The sequence below is a fragment of the Patescibacteria group bacterium genome (assembly GCA_040753135.1).
In the GTDB taxonomy this organism is placed as follows: domain Bacteria; phylum Patescibacteriota; class Minisyncoccia; order UBA6257; family Brennerbacteraceae; genus JBFMGR01.
In genome coordinates this window covers 1-16111 of record JBFMGR010000011.1, presented here as the reverse complement: position 1 = coordinate 16111, position 16111 = coordinate 1, and the positions used below count along the sequence as shown (strand labels likewise).

The 16111-nt window shown below is 40.1% G+C and carries 18 protein-coding genes; 17 read left to right on the top strand and 1 reads right to left on the bottom strand.

The annotated features are described in order from the left end of the window. Nucleotides 1-881: putative PEP-binding protein (locus AB1721_03125; protein ID MEW5805685.1), on the top strand; the 881-nt coding region annotated here is incomplete at its 5' end. 142 nt (nt 882-1023) lie between these two features. On the opposite strand, the gene AB1721_03120 is transcribed toward AB1721_03125, so the two are convergent. After that, the gene (locus tag AB1721_03120; protein MEW5805684.1) at nt 1024-1368 is read right to left on the bottom strand and encodes a hypothetical protein; all 345 of its coding nucleotides are present in this window, start codon (nt 1366-1368) and stop codon (nt 1024-1026) included. Nucleotides 1369-1513: 145 nt separating this feature from the next. On the opposite strand from AB1721_03120, the gene AB1721_03115 reads away from it, so the two are divergent. The 16 genes from AB1721_03115 to AB1721_03040 form a co-directional block, all read left to right on the top strand. Continuing rightward, nucleotides 1514-2569, top strand: a complete 1056-nt coding sequence (locus AB1721_03115; protein ID MEW5805683.1) for a rod shape-determining protein — start codon at nt 1514-1516, stop codon at nt 2567-2569. A 128-nt stretch (nt 2570-2697) separates the two neighbouring features. Continuing rightward, nucleotides 2698-3456, top strand: coding sequence for a rod shape-determining protein MreC (mreC, locus tag AB1721_03110; GenBank protein MEW5805682.1), 759 nt, complete (start codon nt 2698-2700; stop codon nt 3454-3456). Between the two features lie 2 nt (nt 3457-3458). After that, nucleotides 3459-3920, top strand: a complete 462-nt coding sequence (locus tag AB1721_03105; protein ID MEW5805681.1) for a hypothetical protein — start codon at nt 3459-3461, stop codon at nt 3918-3920. Further along, nucleotides 3917-5797 carry a penicillin-binding protein 2 gene (gene mrdA / locus AB1721_03100; GenBank protein ID MEW5805680.1) on the top strand — a complete coding sequence of 627 codons (1881 nt, stop codon included), beginning with the start codon at nt 3917-3919 and terminating at the stop codon, nt 5795-5797. The genes AB1721_03105 and mrdA overlap by 4 nt, the downstream gene beginning before the upstream one ends. 124 nt (nt 5798-5921) lie before the next feature. Then, a complete protein-coding gene (greA, locus tag AB1721_03095; protein ID MEW5805679.1) occupies nt 5922-6398 on the top strand; it encodes a transcription elongation factor GreA in 477 nt (158 codons plus the stop codon). Between the two features lie 5 nt (nt 6399-6403). Further along, complete coding sequence (gene lysS, locus AB1721_03090) at nt 6404-7885, top strand: lysine--tRNA ligase (GenBank protein MEW5805678.1); 1482 nt, start codon at nt 6404-6406, stop codon at nt 7883-7885. A gap of 43 nt (nt 7886-7928) precedes the next feature. Beyond that, nucleotides 7929-8972, top strand: coding sequence for an aldo/keto reductase (locus AB1721_03085; protein MEW5805677.1), 1044 nt, complete (start codon nt 7929-7931; stop codon nt 8970-8972). Between the two features lie 5 nt (nt 8973-8977). Further along, complete coding sequence (locus AB1721_03080) at nt 8978-10153, top strand: hypothetical protein (GenBank protein MEW5805676.1); 1176 nt, start codon at nt 8978-8980, stop codon at nt 10151-10153. A 55-nt stretch (nt 10154-10208) separates the two neighbouring features. Further along, nucleotides 10209-10682, top strand: a complete 474-nt coding sequence (locus AB1721_03075; GenBank protein MEW5805675.1) for a hypothetical protein — start codon at nt 10209-10211, stop codon at nt 10680-10682. Between the two features lie 85 nt (nt 10683-10767). Next, on the top strand, nt 10768-10962 hold the full coding sequence (locus AB1721_03070; protein MEW5805674.1) for a hypothetical protein: 195 nt from the start codon (nt 10768-10770) through the stop codon (nt 10960-10962). Between the two features lie 237 nt (nt 10963-11199). Continuing rightward, nucleotides 11200-11967: a hypothetical protein gene (locus tag AB1721_03065; protein ID MEW5805673.1), complete on the top strand. Its 768-nt coding sequence runs from the start codon at nt 11200-11202 to the stop codon at nt 11965-11967. Between the two features lie 173 nt (nt 11968-12140). Next, complete coding sequence (locus AB1721_03060; GenBank protein MEW5805672.1) at nt 12141-12836, top strand: ribonuclease H-like domain-containing protein; 696 nt, start codon at nt 12141-12143, stop codon at nt 12834-12836. Nucleotides 12837-12931: 95 nt separating this feature from the next. Next, nucleotides 12932-13489: an RNA polymerase sigma factor gene (locus AB1721_03055; GenBank protein MEW5805671.1), complete on the top strand. Its 558-nt coding sequence runs from the start codon at nt 12932-12934 to the stop codon at nt 13487-13489. Between the two features lie 149 nt (nt 13490-13638). Then, nucleotides 13639-14655, top strand: a complete 1017-nt coding sequence (locus tag AB1721_03050) for a DUF5667 domain-containing protein (GenBank protein MEW5805670.1) — start codon at nt 13639-13641, stop codon at nt 14653-14655. Further along, nucleotides 14652-15521 carry a patatin-like phospholipase family protein gene (locus AB1721_03045; GenBank protein MEW5805669.1) on the top strand — a complete coding sequence of 290 codons (870 nt, stop codon included), beginning with the start codon at nt 14652-14654 and terminating at the stop codon, nt 15519-15521. Before AB1721_03050 ends, AB1721_03045 begins: the two co-directional genes overlap by 4 nt. A 68-nt stretch (nt 15522-15589) precedes the next feature. After that, a partial coding sequence (locus AB1721_03040; protein ID MEW5805668.1) for an SAM-dependent methyltransferase occupies nt 15590-16111 on the top strand: 522 nt, incomplete at its 3' end.

The following is a 16111-nucleotide window of genomic DNA, read 5'->3' as shown; positions in this document are numbered from 1 at the left end:
TGGAATTTATTATTGCTTCAGAAATCAAAGCCCATCCGAATGCTTTGATTGATTATGAAAAACTAAGATCGGGCAAAAAAACTATCCATCACCACTCTTCGGCAGAGATAAAAAAGATTGTCCGGCAGATAGAGCGGTTAACTCAAGGATATAAAGATAAAAAAGAATATTATGTTGACAAATTGGCTGAAGGCATTGCCAAGATTGCGGCGACTTTTTGGCCCAAAGAAATAATTATCAGGTTTTCTGATTTTAAAACCAATGAGTACGAGACTTTGATTGGCGGCAGTTTGTATGAACCCAAAGAGGAAAATCCGATGCTGGGCTGGCGCGGTGCTTCCCGGTATTATGATAAGGATTTTGTTGAAGCGTTTGGATTGGAATGCCGGGCAATCAAAAAAGTCAGAAACGAGATGGGCTTAGCTAATGTTGCGCCGATGGTGCCGTTTTGCCGGACTGTTGAGGAGGCAAAACAAGTTTTGCGAGCGATGTCCGGTTATGGCTTAAAACGAGGTGAAAAATCATTGAAAGTTTATATGATGGCCGAGATTCCATCCAATGTGATTTTGATTGACGATTTTTTGAAATTATTTGACGGTTTGTCAATCGGTTCAAACGATTTAACCCAGCTGACTTTGGGTCTGGACCGGGATTCAGGGGTTATCTCTCATATTGCCAATGAAAATAATCAGGCAGTTAAAGAGCTGATAAAAACAATTGTCCAGAAGTGCAACCAGAAGAAAAAATATGTTGGCATCTGCGGCCAAGCGCCGAGCGATTATCCGGAGTTTGCCCAGTTTCTCCGGCAGATTAAGATTCGGGCAATCAGCCTAAATCCCGATTCAGTGATTCGGACCATGGCTTATTTTAAAGAGCACTAAAAATTCATTGCTACATTATTTTATTGTTGCATTTGCGCCTTACGACATCGTAAGTCGTAAATTAGGACTTGCGATGTTGTTTTCGTTGATAAAAAACACTCTGCTAAAAGCAGAGTGTTTTTGAGTTGCCGCGTTATTGCGGTTATTGCGGTTTTTTTGACTCACGGAAATGAAATTCCGTGTAGCCAGTAGTGGAGAAGAAAATTATGTATTCGGTCTGACCTTCGGAGACATCGTAGTAGACGTCCAGATTCTCCACGTCAACCTCAATCTCCCCGGATTCGGTCTGGACCAGGAGAAGCACTGTTGAGTCTCGTTTGACGATTTGAAAATCGCCAAACTCTTTACCATCAGTTGGCAGGTATGCTTTGTAGGAAATACATCCTGCCAAAACGGTGGCGATCAGGATAAATACAAAAAAGGCGAGCAACTTTTTCTTATTCATTGGGCCTCCTTTAGGATTTAGGAACTGACCCGATTTTGCCATATATATATATATTTGTCAAGAATGTGTTTTTTAAAGAGTTCTGTGCTAAAATTTATCTCAAGATGCGAATTCACAGATCTGTGAATAGAAAATTTATTAGCATCTTCGTTGATTAGCATTAAATTCGCATATTGGCATCATATTTATGCTTAACTCTTTTTTCAGCTTATTTTCAAAAGATATTGGCATTGATTTAGGCACGGCCAATACTTTGGTTTATGTCCGGGGCAGGGGAATTGTAATTAACGAGCCGTCAGTGGTGGCGATCAATGAAAAAACCGGCCAGATTTTGGCTGTAGGCAGGGAAGCGAAAAAGATGGTTGGCCGGACTCCGGGGCATATTGTCGCGATTCGGCCCCTAAGAAACGGCGTGGTGTCTGATTTTGAGGTAACTGAAAAGATGCTCAAATATTTTTTTGACAAGGTTCAGGCCGAGGTTTCGGCGTTTTTCCCCAATCGTCCCAGAGTGGTGGTGGGCGTGCCTTTGGGCGGGACTGAAGTGGAGAAAAGGGCGGTGGTTCAGGCCGGAAAAAATGCCGGCGCCAGGGAAGTTTTTTTGGTTGAGGAACCAATGGCTGCGGCAATCGGCACCAAACTGCCGGTGGGCGAACCGTCAGGGAATTTTATTATTGATATCGGCGGCGGCACCGCTGAAATAGCGGTAATTTCTCTTGGCGGGATTGTGGTTTCCAAAAGCATCCGCTATGCCGGAGACCGGCTTAACGAAGATATTGTTAATTATGTTCGGGACGAGTTTAAGCTGGCAATCGGGGAGCGGACCGCTGAAGAGATTAAGATCTCAATCGGCTCAGTGATTGATTCAAAAGAAAACAAAGAAGCGATTATCAAAGGCAGGAATTTGGTTACTGGTTTGCCCCAAGAAATGGTGATTAAGGAGAAGCATGTTCGCGAGGCAATCAAAGATTCAATTGAAAACTTAACCGAAGCAGTGGAAGAAACTATTGAACAAACCCCGCCTGAACTGGTAGCGGATTTAATGGGTCGGGGGATTTATATGGCTGGCGGCGGCAGTTTGCTTGGCGGCTTGAGTTCATATTTATCTGAAAAAACCGGGGTTCCGGTTAGGGTCGCGGACGATCCTTTAACTGCTGTGGTTCGGGGAACCAGTATAATTTTGGAAGACATTGATAAGCTTTCTGATATCCTGGTTGATACAATCTCTGAAAAAGCGCCGGAGTAATTTCATCGTCTCATTGCTTTATTGTTATGCTGCTGAATTTTAGAATAATGAATGATGAATTATGAATGACTAATCTAAGGAAGTGAGACTTCCTTAGATTAGTCTAAATCTAATTTAGAAATTTAAGCATGAGGTCTTTTATTCGCTTTTTTGGCTGGTTAATTATTCTGGGTTTGGTTTTTTTTGTTTTAAACCGGGGATTTTCTTTGATTGCTAACCTGGTTCAGTCTGGAACCGGTTTTGTTTTAAAGCCGTTTATTAATCTGTCTCTGGTTTTAACTAAAGCAAGAGAATTGGAAAGACAAAACCAAGAGCTAAAAAACCAGACCTTAGTTTTAAAAGAAAAACTCTCTGAACAGGTTTTGAACCAGAATCTAACTGAACTCTACCAGCCGGAAGGAATTCAGGCAAAAGTCATTGGTTTTGTTCTTGGTTCGGGCGGTAAAAGGATTTTTTTAGACCAGGGTTCGGTTCAAGGAATTCAACCCGGAGACTGGGCATTAATTTCAGAAAAGACTTTGGTTGGCCAGGTTGAGTCAGTTAGCCAGAATTATAGCGTGGTTAAGACAATCTTTGACCCGAGTTTAAAAGTCGCGGCCGAGATTGTTTTTTCTAATGGTTCAATCGGCCGAGGCTTGTTTTATTTTACTAGTTCAGGGTTTGCGCTTGATTTTCTGCCTAAAGAGTTTGAATTGGCTCCGGATCAGTTGGCTTTGGTTCAGTCTTCGGGCCGGGACGGAATTTTCCGGGCTGGATTTTATCTTGGTCAGGCATTGAGTTTGGAGGATTCAACCGAGTTTCAGTTAAAAAAAGCAGTGGTTGAGCCGGGCTTTAATCTGAATGATTTAAGAGCGGTTTTTTTGGTGAAGAATTTTTTCAAAAAATAAAGATGAGAAAAGAGCTGGTGTTTTTTTTCATCCTTGGGCTTGTTTTTCTTGGCTTAGAGGTTTTTTCTTTAAGCCGGTTTTTGAGTTTTTCCGGACTGTTTTTCAGTTGGGTTGGCTTTGGCATCTGTTTTTGGCGGCTTAACGAGAAGGAATTGATTTTCCCCTGGGTTTTGTTTTCTTTAATTTTTTCAGTTTTCAGCCGGGCAAACTTGGTCTTTTCTTTATTTTTGTTTGGTTTTGGTTTTTGGCTTTTGGCTTTGTTTCATAAAAAATTGGCTAAATTAACTAGCTTGGCCCAGAGTTTTGGCGGCGGAACCTTATTTTTAATTGCCAGTTTGCTGATTCTGGTTTTGGGTCAGAAGTTTAAATTGATTAGCTTTTGGGCATTTGGTCCCTGGTTTTTCAGCGCCTTGGGATTTTTGCTAGGTTTGAATCTGCTTGCTTTTGCTTTTAGAAAAAAATGAGAATTAAAAAAAACAAATTTATTATTGAACCGGAAGAGATTTTGCTTGATGAAAAGCAAAAATTGGCAAAAAGATTAGAATTTTCTTTAGAAAAGCGATACGTTCTCTTAGTGGCGGTTTTGGCAATCGGCTTTTTGGGATTGAGCTGGTTTTTGTCTTTTTATTACCAGATAATTCAGTTTCCGGAATTTAAGGAAAAGGCCTATGAAAATTCTTTGAGGAATATTTTTCTGGAAGCGCCCCGGGGGGTGATTTTGGACCGTTATGGCAAGGTCGTTGCTGAAAATAAGGTTTTTTACCAATTGGTTTTAACCCGAGAAAAGCTTTCTCAAGACCAAAGCGAATTAAATCGGCAAGTTGAGCTTTTAGCCAAAATTTTAGAAATCCCGACTGACCAGATTTTGGAGAAAATTGATTCTTCGTCAGAGCCGATTTTAGAAAAAAATCTGGATTTAGAAAAAGCAATTAAGATTAAAGCCAATGAAGCAGACCTGCCCGGATTTAAGCTGGTTGGCCGGTTTGAAAGAGTTTATCCTTTTGGCGCCAGTCTTAGCCATGTTCTGGGTTATACTGGTTTTGTCAGCCAGTCGGATTTAGACCAAGATTCAGCTTTATCTTTAAACCAAACTATTGGCAAAGCCGGGGTTGAGCTTATTTTTGACAATTTTTTGCGCGGCAAACAGGGCAAACTGAATTATTTGGTTGATGCCCGGAACGAGCTTGTTGATGAAAAAGAGATTGATTATTTCCAGCCGGGCAGCAGAATTGAGCTGGCAATTGACGCGGAACTGCAAGACAAGATTTATCAGGTTTTGAAAAGAAACGTGACTGATTCAAAATCAGGCGCGGTTGGCATTGGCTTAAATCCCAAAACCGGAGAGATTTTGGCTTTAGTTAATTATCCGGGCTATGATCTGTCTGAAGGCGCGGCAGTTGAAAAAGTTAGCCAATTGTTTAGCTCACCAGCTAAGCCGTTTTTCAACCGAACAGTCAGCGGCGAGTATAGCCCGGGCTCAACGATTAAGCCGTTTATTGCTCTGGCGGCTTTGGAAGAAAACTTGATTGATCCCCAAAAGAAGATTGATGACACCGAAGGCAGAATTATAGTTCCTAATCCTTATTTTCCAGACCAGCCGTATATTTTCCGCGATTGGAAGGCTCATGGTTTTGTTGATATGGAACAGGCAATTGCTGATTCTTGCAATGTTTATTTTTACACTATTGGCGGCGGCTATGGCAACCAAGATGGTTTGGGGGCAGAGAGGATAAAGTCTTATCTGGAAAAGTTTGGCTGGGGAGAAAAGACCGGAATTGAGTTTATTAACGAGAACCAGGGGTTTTTGCCTGATCCTGATTGGAAGCAGAATCAGCTTAATGATCCCTGGCGTTTGGGCGATACTTATCTTTATGCGATTGGCCAAGGTTATGTCAGGGAAACACCGATTCAGCTAGCGGTTAATTACCAGCTTTTTGCCAACCAGGGGACAATTTATAAACCGTTTTTAGTTAAAAAAATTACTGATTCGCAAACCGGAGAATTAATTAGCCAAACCAGCCCGGAGATTTTAAGAACAGTCGGGGTGAAGAAGGAAAATATTTTGATTGTTAATCAGGGAATGAAAAAAACCATTACTCAGGGTTCAGCCCGAAGTTTAGCCGATCTGCCGTTTTCTTTGGCCGGGAAAACCGGCAGCGCCCAGACTAGCTCAAGCTTGTCTGAAACCAATGCCCTGTTTATTTCTTTTATGCCTTATGAAGACCCGGAGTTTTTGCTTTTGATTTTGGTTGAGGCCGGTGGCAGCGGCGGCGCCCGAGCCGTGCCTTTGGCAAAAGAAATTATGTTCTGGTACTGGGAAAACCGATTATCGTCCTACTAATTTACAAATTTATACGAATATACCAATTCTATTAACCTATTAGTAAAATTAGTAAAGATTAGTACATTAGTAGGGTAGGCTCCTTGATTTTTTAACAGAAACAGCTAAAATCTATCAGATTACTATGGACCAAGACAATAACAAGCCATATTATGTTTCCGAAGCCGGTTTGGCCAAGCTCAAACAAAAACTTGAGCTTTTAAAAACAGCTGAACGGCAAAGGTTGATTGAACGGTTAAAAGACGCTGTTGACCAAGGCGATCTGTCGGAAAACTCTGAATACCAGGCAGTTCGGGAAGCCCAAACTCTAAACGAGACGAAAATTTTAGAGCTGGAAAATCTCATCAAGCGGGCCGAAGTGATTAAGAAAAAAAACCAGACCCAGACCGTGATGATTGGTTCAACCGTCAGATTAAATCAAGGAGAGAAGAAGCTTGAGTTTACCATTGTTGGTTCTGAAGAAACCGATCCGGCCCAAGGATTTATTTCAAATGAGTCGCCCTTAGGCCAAGCGCTTTTGGGGAAAAAAGCCGGCGACGAGGTGGCGATGACCAATATGGTCGGCAAGGAAATAAAATATAAAATTATCAAGATACTTTAGTTCAAATGAGCACTCTTGAACAGTTAATCAAAACAAGAGAAGAAAAAATAAAAGAGCTGAAAAAAAGAGGCATTAACCCGTATCCGGCTAAAATCGGGGTTAAAGGCGATTTAATTAAAATTAGTCAAGCAAAAAAATCTTTAGATAAAATAGTTCTGGTTGCCGGCCGGCTTTGGTCATTGCGCGAGCATGGGGCAATGGTTTTTGCCGACCTGAAAGATTCTGAAGAGAAGATTCAATTGCTTTTTAATCAGAAAAATCTGGCGGTTAATTCTGATGTTCAGGCTGGGCCAAGTTTGGGTTGGGGAGAGATTGAACTGCTGGATCGGGGGGATTTTTTGGCTGTTTCGGGGAAGGTTTTTAAAACCAAAGCCGGAGAGATTACGGTTGAGGTGACAGAGCTTCAGCTTTTGTCTAAATCTTTAAGGCCCTTGCCAACCGAATGGTATGGCTTAAAAGATGTTGAAGAGCGCTACCGGAAAAGATACCTGGACCTGCTTTTAAATCCCGGAGTCAGGGAGAGATTTAATCTGCGGACAAAAATAGTTTCTGCCTTAAGGGAGTATTTAGACGGTTTGGGATTTTGGGAAGCGGAAACGCCGACGCTCCAGCCGCTTTATGGCGGGGCTAATGCCAAGCCGTTTAAAACTCATCTGAACGCGCTTCACCAAGATGTTTATTTAAGAATTGCCGATGAGCTTTATCTCAAACGCTTAATTGTTGGCGGTTATGAAAAAGTTTATGAGATCTGTAAAGATTTTCGGAACGAGGGAATTGACCAGACCCATTTTCCTGAATTTACGATGGTTGAGTATTATCAGTCTTATGCTGATTATCATCAGGTGATGGATGTGACCGAGGGCTTGTTTAAGCATATTGCTAAAAAAGTTTTAAACAGCACAGTAATTCAGGTGGAAGACAAATCTATTGATATTGGCAAAAAATGGCAGCGGATTACTATGCTTGAAGCAATTAAGCAGGTATTGGGTTTTAATGCCGCAGAACACCCCCCGGAGTTTTTAAAAAAATACTGCCGAGAAAACAAGATTGAGCTGATTGATGGTGAAACCAAAGGCCAGCTGATTTTCCTGATTTTTGAGCATTTGGTTGCCGGCAAACTGATTGAGCCAACCTGGGTGCTTGATTATCCCAAAGATGTTTCTCCCTTGGCGAAGCAAAAGTCTGAAGATTCAGACTGGGTAGAAAGGTTTGAGGGTTATATTGGCGGCAAAGAGATCTGCGATGGTTGGAGCGAGCTGACTGATCCAAGAGAACAGAGGCAGAGGTTTGAAACGGATGTCAAAACTGTCAGAAAAGACAAAGAAGAAGCCCAGCAGGTAGATGAAGATTTTTTAGAAGCAATGGAATACGGCATGCCGCCTTTGGGCGGGATTGGCATTGGCATTGACCGCTTGACAATGTTTTTCACTAACACTTGGGCGATCAAAGAAACAATTTTGTTCCCGACTCTAAAATCAAAAGAGTAATGGAAAACAATTTGGACTAAAACAGATAATTAAATTTGTGAGTATGCAATATCGTACTCTTGGTAAAACAGGCTTAAAAGTTTCAGAAATAGGTTTTGGTACTTGGCAGTTAGCCAACGACCCGGATATGTGGGTCGGAGCTGATTTAAATGAAAGTTTGAAGTGCCTTTTTGAATTTACTGAGAGGGGTGGAAATTTTATTGATACTGCGTGGGTCTATGGATATTCAGATGATGCTCCCGATAGACATCCTTCCGAAGAACTCATTGGTAAATTTTTAAAACTTTCAGGTAAAAGAGACAGGTTAATAATTGCTACTAAGATAGCACCCCTTAATTGGAAGTGGCCGGCTTGGAAAAATATTCCGATGACGGAGGTTTTTACCCCAGAAAGGATTGAAAATAGTGTTAACGATTCGTTAAGATCATTGGGCGTTGGTTATATTGATTTGATGCAGTTTCATGTCTGGCAAGACGATTTCGTCAGAGAAGATTGGTGGAAAGAGTTGATCCAGAAAATCACAAAACAGGGCAAAGTTAAACATTGGGGTATCTCCATAAACGATTATCAGCCAAGCAACTGCCTAAAGACTTTAGACACTGGTTTAATTTCAACGGTTCAGTTTATTTTTAACATTTTTCATCAAAAACCAACTGAAAAACTTTTACCTTATGCCAAGGCTAAAAACATTGGTTTAATCGCCAGAGTGCCATTGGATGAGGGTGGTTTATCCGGGGAAATTAATAGTAAGACCGTATTTCAAAAGGGAGATTTTCGCGGACGATATTTCAATCGGGAAAGATTGGTTGAATTAGAAAAGAGGATCAACGATCTGAAAATTCTTTTAGGAAAAGAAGTAAACTCAATTCCCGAACTGGCTTTGAGGTATATCCTCTCGTTTGATGCAGTTTCTACTGTGATTTCTGGCATGAGGAAATTGGAACACGTTAAGAATAATGTTGTCGTATCAGATAGTAGAAAACTTTCTTCCAAAATGATGTTAGAACTTCAAAAACATGCTTGGGAGAGAAACTTTTATGATAACCGTGATCCCGCCCTGGAGGAGACAGGCTTTATTGAGATTTAAAATCCGTGGCCAAGATAAAAAAGGTTCAGATTCAAAAAGTTCTTGGGTTTCGCAGTTCTGAAACCATCAGTGTTCAGGTTGAAGATGACCAGGGCAAAACTGGTTCAGCGATGGTTGCTTTTGGCAAATCAGAAGGCAAATATGAAGCTGAATATTTAGCACCAGACAAAGCGGCCCTAAAAGCCGAAGAGCTTTCCTTGTTGTTGGCCGGGATTGAGGTTTTAGACCAAAAGAAAATTGATCAAACAATGATTGATTATGACGCGACCCCGCAGAAAAAGAATTTGGGCGGCAATGTAATCTTGGGCGTTGGTTTGGCCTGCACCAGATTGGGAGCGCTTGAATCAGGCCAGCCGCTTTATCTTTATCTTCGCCAGATTTTTTCTGGAGGAAGATTGGTTTTTAAACCGCCGCGGATTTTACATAACCTGATTGAAGGCGGGGTTCATGCTAACAATAATTTGCCGATTCAAGAACATTTAGTTATTCCTTTATCCCAGCCAATCAAAAATCAAATAGAAATTTTAGACAAGTTCTCTGATTCTTTTTTAATTGAACTGGAAAAACAAGGCAGAAAAATCAACTATGGCGATGAAGGCGGTTTTGATCTGGAATTTAAATCAGAAGACCAAGTTTTTGCTTTGGCAGAAGAATTTAAAAACCAGAATAATTTTCAGTTTGATTGGGGGATTGATGCCGCGGCTAATAACATTAAAAACCTTGACCCGGATTATTATCTGAATTGGTACCAAGAATTAGCTGAAAAATATCCTTTTGTTTATTTAGAAGATCCGTTTGCTGAAGAGAATCAGGAAAAGTACTGGCAGGAAATCTTTAATAAAATCAGCGATAAAACCTTGATTGTCGGCGATGATTTAACTGTGACCAATCCAAGAAAACTAAAAGAAATCTTGGGCAAGAAAATGATTAACGGGATTATCATCAAACCAGATCAAGTCGGCAGTCTAACCGAAGCTTTTGAGACCATCAGAATGGCAAAAGAAAGCGGTTTAAAGATTGCGGTTTCTCACCGGTCTCAAGAGACCACAGACAATTATTTAGCTGATCTGGCGGTTGCGGTTTCAGCGGATTTTGTCAAGTTTGGCGCGTTTTATCAAGGTGAGCGATTAGCCAAATATAATCGGTTGCTGGAAATAGAAAAGAGTATAGAAAATTTCTAATTCCTAATTTTCAATTTATAAAGTTTAGATTTTAAATGACTTTTATTAAAAATTTATGACAGCAAGACAATATAAACCTTTTACTTACAAATGGAGATCTCTTCCTTTGATAGTTTATCCGGTTAAAGATGAAAATCCTTTGACAGATATTTTTGACCCTCAAAATAATAATTCTATTCAAAATCATCTTGATCAGCTTTATCAAAAACACGAAGAACGATTAAATGAGGGTGATTATCATATTTTATTTGTTTGGAATCTCGATGGTCATCGAATGACCGACATTTGGATTCATAATATAAATAATTGGAGTGATTCTGGTCCTTTATTAGAATGTATTACTTTTCGAGATTTAGAAATTTGTAGTGATGCCGGGATAGCTTCCGGAGACAGTATCATAGTTTTGGGTCGAGAAGAAGAGTTGCGTCGAGAAATTGGGGATATTCAGGAATATATTGATAGAAAGAAACATATCCCAGCTTTTTCTAAAGGGATGGAGCCGTTAGAGGATTTTTACAAAACGGATTAAATTTAGATTCTAGAAAAGTTAGATTCTAGAATCTAAATTTAATTGGTAATTGGAAATTAGAAATTAGGAATTGTATAATAAGTTTATGTTTAAGAATAAGCAATTTTTGATTATTGTTTTGATTGTTGCTTTTGGACTTTCTTTTCTGGCTAATTTTTTGCTTTTTTTTGCCTTGAAAAACTGTATGTCTTTGATTGAAAAAACGTCAGCAGCCCAGGTTTCGCCGCCAGCTTTTAAGCCGATAATCAGTCCGCCGTCTGGCCCGCCGCCGGGGAATTAAATTGTTTCATTATTCCACTGTTACATTGTTATGTTGTTACTCTGTTGGAGGAATAATCGTGTCTGTCTGCCATTGGCGGGAAGATGCAAATATTAGCGATTATTAAAATCCCAAATTCTAATACCCAAATCCTAAATAAATCTTAATAGCCCAAATTAAAAATCCAAAACTGTTTAGAATTGAGATTATTCAAAGTTTAGAAATTGGAAATTAGAAATTGGTAATTGGAAATTATCTATGCTGAATTACTACAAAACTGTTGAAGATTTTATGAACGCTTGCGGCTATTTGATTGACGGCCGATGGTATCCTCGGGTAACCTCGATTGTTTCAATCAAATCAAAGCCGGCCCTGCTTTATTTTTATGCTGAAGCCAAAGATTACAGCAGCGCCTTGTCAGTGACCAGCCAATCTGCAGAAGAGGGGACAATGATTCATAATGCGATTGAGGCAATTCTGAAAAACGAAACTCCGGAGATAAACGAACAGATTGAGCCGGCAATCAAGGCGTTTCATGATTTTTTAACCGTCCATCAAGTTAAAATTGACCAAGGGGAAATTGAAAAAAGAGTTTGGAGTCCAAAACATAGTTTTGCCGGCACAGTTGATGTTCTGGGCGAGGTTGATGGCGAGTACGGGGTTTTGGACATAAAAACTTCTTCGGGAATCTGGCGGGATTATAATCTTCAAACCTCGGCTTATATGGGCGCCTTGATGGAAAAAGAGCCTTGGGAAAAGCTGTCGCCTCAACCAATCAAAAAACGTTGGATTTTAAGAATTGATCAACAGCAAGTTTGTTTACTTTGCGGGGCGAAAAAAAGAACCAAAGGCGGCCGGGAAAAAATCAAAAATGGTTTTGACAAAAACTGCGTTCACCAGTGGTCAGAGGTTTTGGGTGAGTGGGAATTGAAAGCTTTGGAGAATTTTGAGTCTGATTTCCAAGCATTTTTAGCCGCCAAACGTTTGTGGGAATGGGAAAACGAAAAATGGCTGAAGCAGATATAAATGATGCCAATCTGCTAATTTAATGCTAATCAGCGAATTGCTAATAAAAAATGAAAAATCATTCGCAATCTGTAGACTTGCCTGCGACAAGCAGGTTGGCATAAGATTTGTAGATTAGCATTGCATTCATGTAATTTGTAGATTTGTAATGATTAGTATATTAGTAACCCAATATGAATAAATTAGTTTTTGATATAGAAACCGCCGGGGAGAAGTTTGAAGATTTAGACGAGACTTCAAAAGAGCTTTTAGACCAGCGGTTTAAAAAAAGGGCCCAAACAGAAGAGGAGCTGGAGCTGTTCAGAACCCAGCTGTCTTTTTATCCGGAAACATCCAAGATTGTGGCAATTGGAATGTTAAATCCTGATACCGAGAAGGGCACAGCCCTATATTTAGCTGAAAAAGCCGGAGAAGCAATTCAGGAAAAAGGAATTGAATACCAGCCAATAACAAGTGAAAAAGAACTTTTGGAAAAGTTTTGGCAGATAGCTTTATCTTATGAGGAATTTATTACTTTTAACGGCCGGGGCTTTGACCTGCCGGTTTTGATGGTTAGGTCAGCTGTTAATGGAATCCGGCCAGCCAAAAACCTGATGCATAATCGCTATCTTAGCTATCAGCCAACCAGCGTAGTTCATATCGATTTGTTTGACCAATTAAGTTTTTACGGCGCCAGATACAATGCTTTGGGATTGCATTTTTGGGCCCGGGCTTTTGGGATTAATTCGCCTAAAGAAGAGCTTAGCGGCGAGAAAGTGACTGAATATTTTTACCGAGGCAAAAGACTTGAAATAGCCAAATACTGCATGAACGATGTTTTTGCCACTGCGGAACTTTACAAAAAATGGGATAAATACCTTAGATTTTAAGTAGTAAGCATAAAGTATAAGGTATAAAGCAATTATTGCTTAATACTTACCACTTTATACTTGGTAACTTTTTTTAGGGTTTTTCGTCTTAATCTATGAAGGCTCAAAAAAGCAATTTTCCAGAAAATAAAGAGAGTGTGGATTTAAACCGGGTCAGCGGGTTTTCTTTGGTTTATGACCAATACTCTCCTTTAATCTGGAAGCATATTTTTCTAAGAGTCTCGTTAAAGGAGGAAGCTAATGATTTGACCGCTGAGGTTTTTCTTAAAACCTGGGAGTATCTTAAATCAGGCAGAAAAATCCGCCAAATAAAACCGTTTCTTTACCGGGCGGCGAATAATTTGGTGATTGATTGGTATCGGTCAAGAAAAAAGATTATCAGTTTAGATCAGGATTTAGCAGACCAAGAGCTTAAGTTGGAAGTTGATGCCAAAGCCGAACAAAAGCTGATTATTAAAGAAGAGCTTAGGGATTTAATGGTTAAGCTTGATCTGCTTCGTGAAAAAGAGAAAGCTTTGCTGGTAATGAGGTTTGTTGATGGTTTAGAAATTGATGAAATCGCCAAAATTCTTGGCAAATCAAAGGGTGCGGTCAGGGTCGGGCTTCATCGGGCGTTAAAATCTTTAACCCAAGCAGACAATAAACCTAAATAAATTTCCAATTCCTAATTCCCAATTACCAATTTTCAATGGAATCTTACTAATTTACGAATCATTACTAATATCTACCAATCAATCTTATTAGTATTATTAGCACTGATTAGTAAATTGGTAGAAGGGCATAGCAATGAAATAATGAAACCATGTTTAATCAGGAAGAAAAACGAATAATTGACCAGCTTAAAAATCTGAATCAGATTCAGCCGGATTTTGATTATCTGGAAAGCTTTGGCCGGGTTCTGAAAACCAAGGTTAATCTGGAAAAAAGTTTTGCCCCTCAACCAAAGTTTGTTTGGTTTAAATTTATTAAAACCGGCTTGGCGGCGGTTTTCAGTTTTATTTTTATCTTTGGTCTTAGCTGGGGAATGGTTTTAGCAATTCAGCAGGTTTCACCGGGAACGATTTTTTATCCGGTTAAGTTAGCTGGTGAAAAACTTCAGTTGGAAATCAGCAAAAATGACCCGAAATCAAGAGCCGAGCTAAGGATTAAGTTTGCCAATAATCGCTTAACCGAAATCAAGATCTTGGAAGAAAATAACGCCCTTGACGAAGAAAAATTAAAGCAGGCCCTGGAAGGTTATAATTCGGAGATAAACGCCATTCAACAAGAACTGTTGCAGATTGTTGATTACGAGAACGGCGAGACGCTTGATTATCTGCTTGCTTTGGAAAGCAAGTTGGAAGAGATAAATTCTTCTTTGCAGGGATTAGCTTCGGAAGTAAAGCAGTATCAAAGCTTTATCCAGGCCAATGACCTTTCTAAGTTTATTCAGGAAGTTGCTTCTTTGAAGATTCTTGATTATGAAATTCAGAATCAGGTTTTTGGCCAAGATGAGAAAAAACTGCAAAGACTCGTTGAGTTCTTGTCCCGGCTGAAAAACAAACAGGAAGCTCTGGCTCTTCAGTTTAGCCAGAATTTGAGTTTGGAACTTGAAACTCAGTCGGTTGAGATTAGTGATTCGGGAGAGCTTAATGTTTCTCCGGCACCCGGGCAAGAACAGGAATTTTATCAGCAGCTGCTTGAAATAAAAGCCGGTTTGGACAAAATTTCTTCCCAGTTTTCTTCAGTTGACAGTGATGAAAATCTGCTAAAATTACTGCAAGCGCTGAATAATTACGAAGTTCAGCTAGCAAAGATTGAACAGCTGCTGTTAAGATGACAAAAAAAAATTTAAAGATTGGCTTAGCTTTGTCCGGCGGCGGAGCTAAGGGTTTTGCTCATATTGGCGCAATTAAAGAGCTGGAAAAGCTCGGGCTGTCTTTTTATTGTTTGGCGGGCACGAGCATGGGCGCTTTGGTCGGCGCTTGGTATGCCGCTGGCAAAGATTTTAAAATTCTTGAAGAGATTGCCAGAAAAAAGCAATGGCGCAAATTTCTCTCTATCAGGAAAGTAATTGGTTCAGTCAAAGACAAAGGCGGATTGTTTTCTCTTGACCAGTTTGAAGCATTTTTATCAAAGCATCTTGGCCAGACAGAGATTGAAGATTTAGGGATAAAATTTTGTGCCGTGGCAACATCTTTAAAAACCGGCAAAGAACTGCGTTTAAGCAAAGGCAATTTAAAAAAAGCGGTTTTGGCAAGCAGCTGTCTGCCGATTGTTTTTACGCCGATAGAAAACCAAGGCGATTTGCTGGTTGACGGCGGCATTGTGAATAATTTTCCGGTGGATGCTTGTTTTGAGATGGGCGCTGATATTGTTATTGGCGTGGATGTTAGAAGTCATCATACTGAGGTTGAGCGGGCGATCTCGCAAGAGCGTTATCTGTTGCACTGGAAGATATTTCAGGTTTTAAACGCGCTAATGGGAATGATGGGCGGGGAAAAAGATGAAAAATATCAGTCGATAGAAAATCTGATTGTCATCAAACCATACGTGTCGCATATTACCACTTTTGAGTTTGGCCGGGTTGACGAAATAGAAAAGTTGGGCCAAGAAGCGTTTGACCAAAAAGAAAAAGAGATCCGGGGAAAACTCGGCTTGCCGCCAAAACAGGTCAACTGGTGGGAGAAATTATTAGGTGAATAATGAATAGTGAACGATGAATAATGGTTTTTGATTTTATTCATAATTCATAATTCTTTATTCATAATTCCGTGCTCTATATAATCGCTACGCCGATCGGCAACCTTAAAGATCTGGGACAGCGGGCATTGGCGATTCTGCGAGAAGTTCCAATTATTATCTGTGAACGGCCAAGCCACACTTTAAAGCTTTTGAATCATTATCAGATTGCCGGCAAAAAACTGGTCTCTTATACTGAAGCGAATAAACGGAGGCAGATTCCTTTTATTTTGAAATTGCTTGAAAGCCAAGACGCGGCTTTTATTTCTGATGCCGGCACTATTGGCGTGTCTGATCCCGGGCCGGAGCTGATTAAAGCGGCAAGAGAGCGGGGGATTAGGATTGCTTCTGTCCCGGGTCCAAGCGCGATTACCTCGGCAATTGCCTTAACCGGCGAAAGAATCAATAAATTCCTATTTGTCGGGTTTTTGCCGAAAAAGAAAAAAGAGCTTACTGGTTTGATTGAACTGGCGCAGAAAAATGATTTTTGGCTGTCTGGATACGAAGCGCCGCACCGGATTGAAAAAACAATTCAATTTTTGGATGAGAATTTT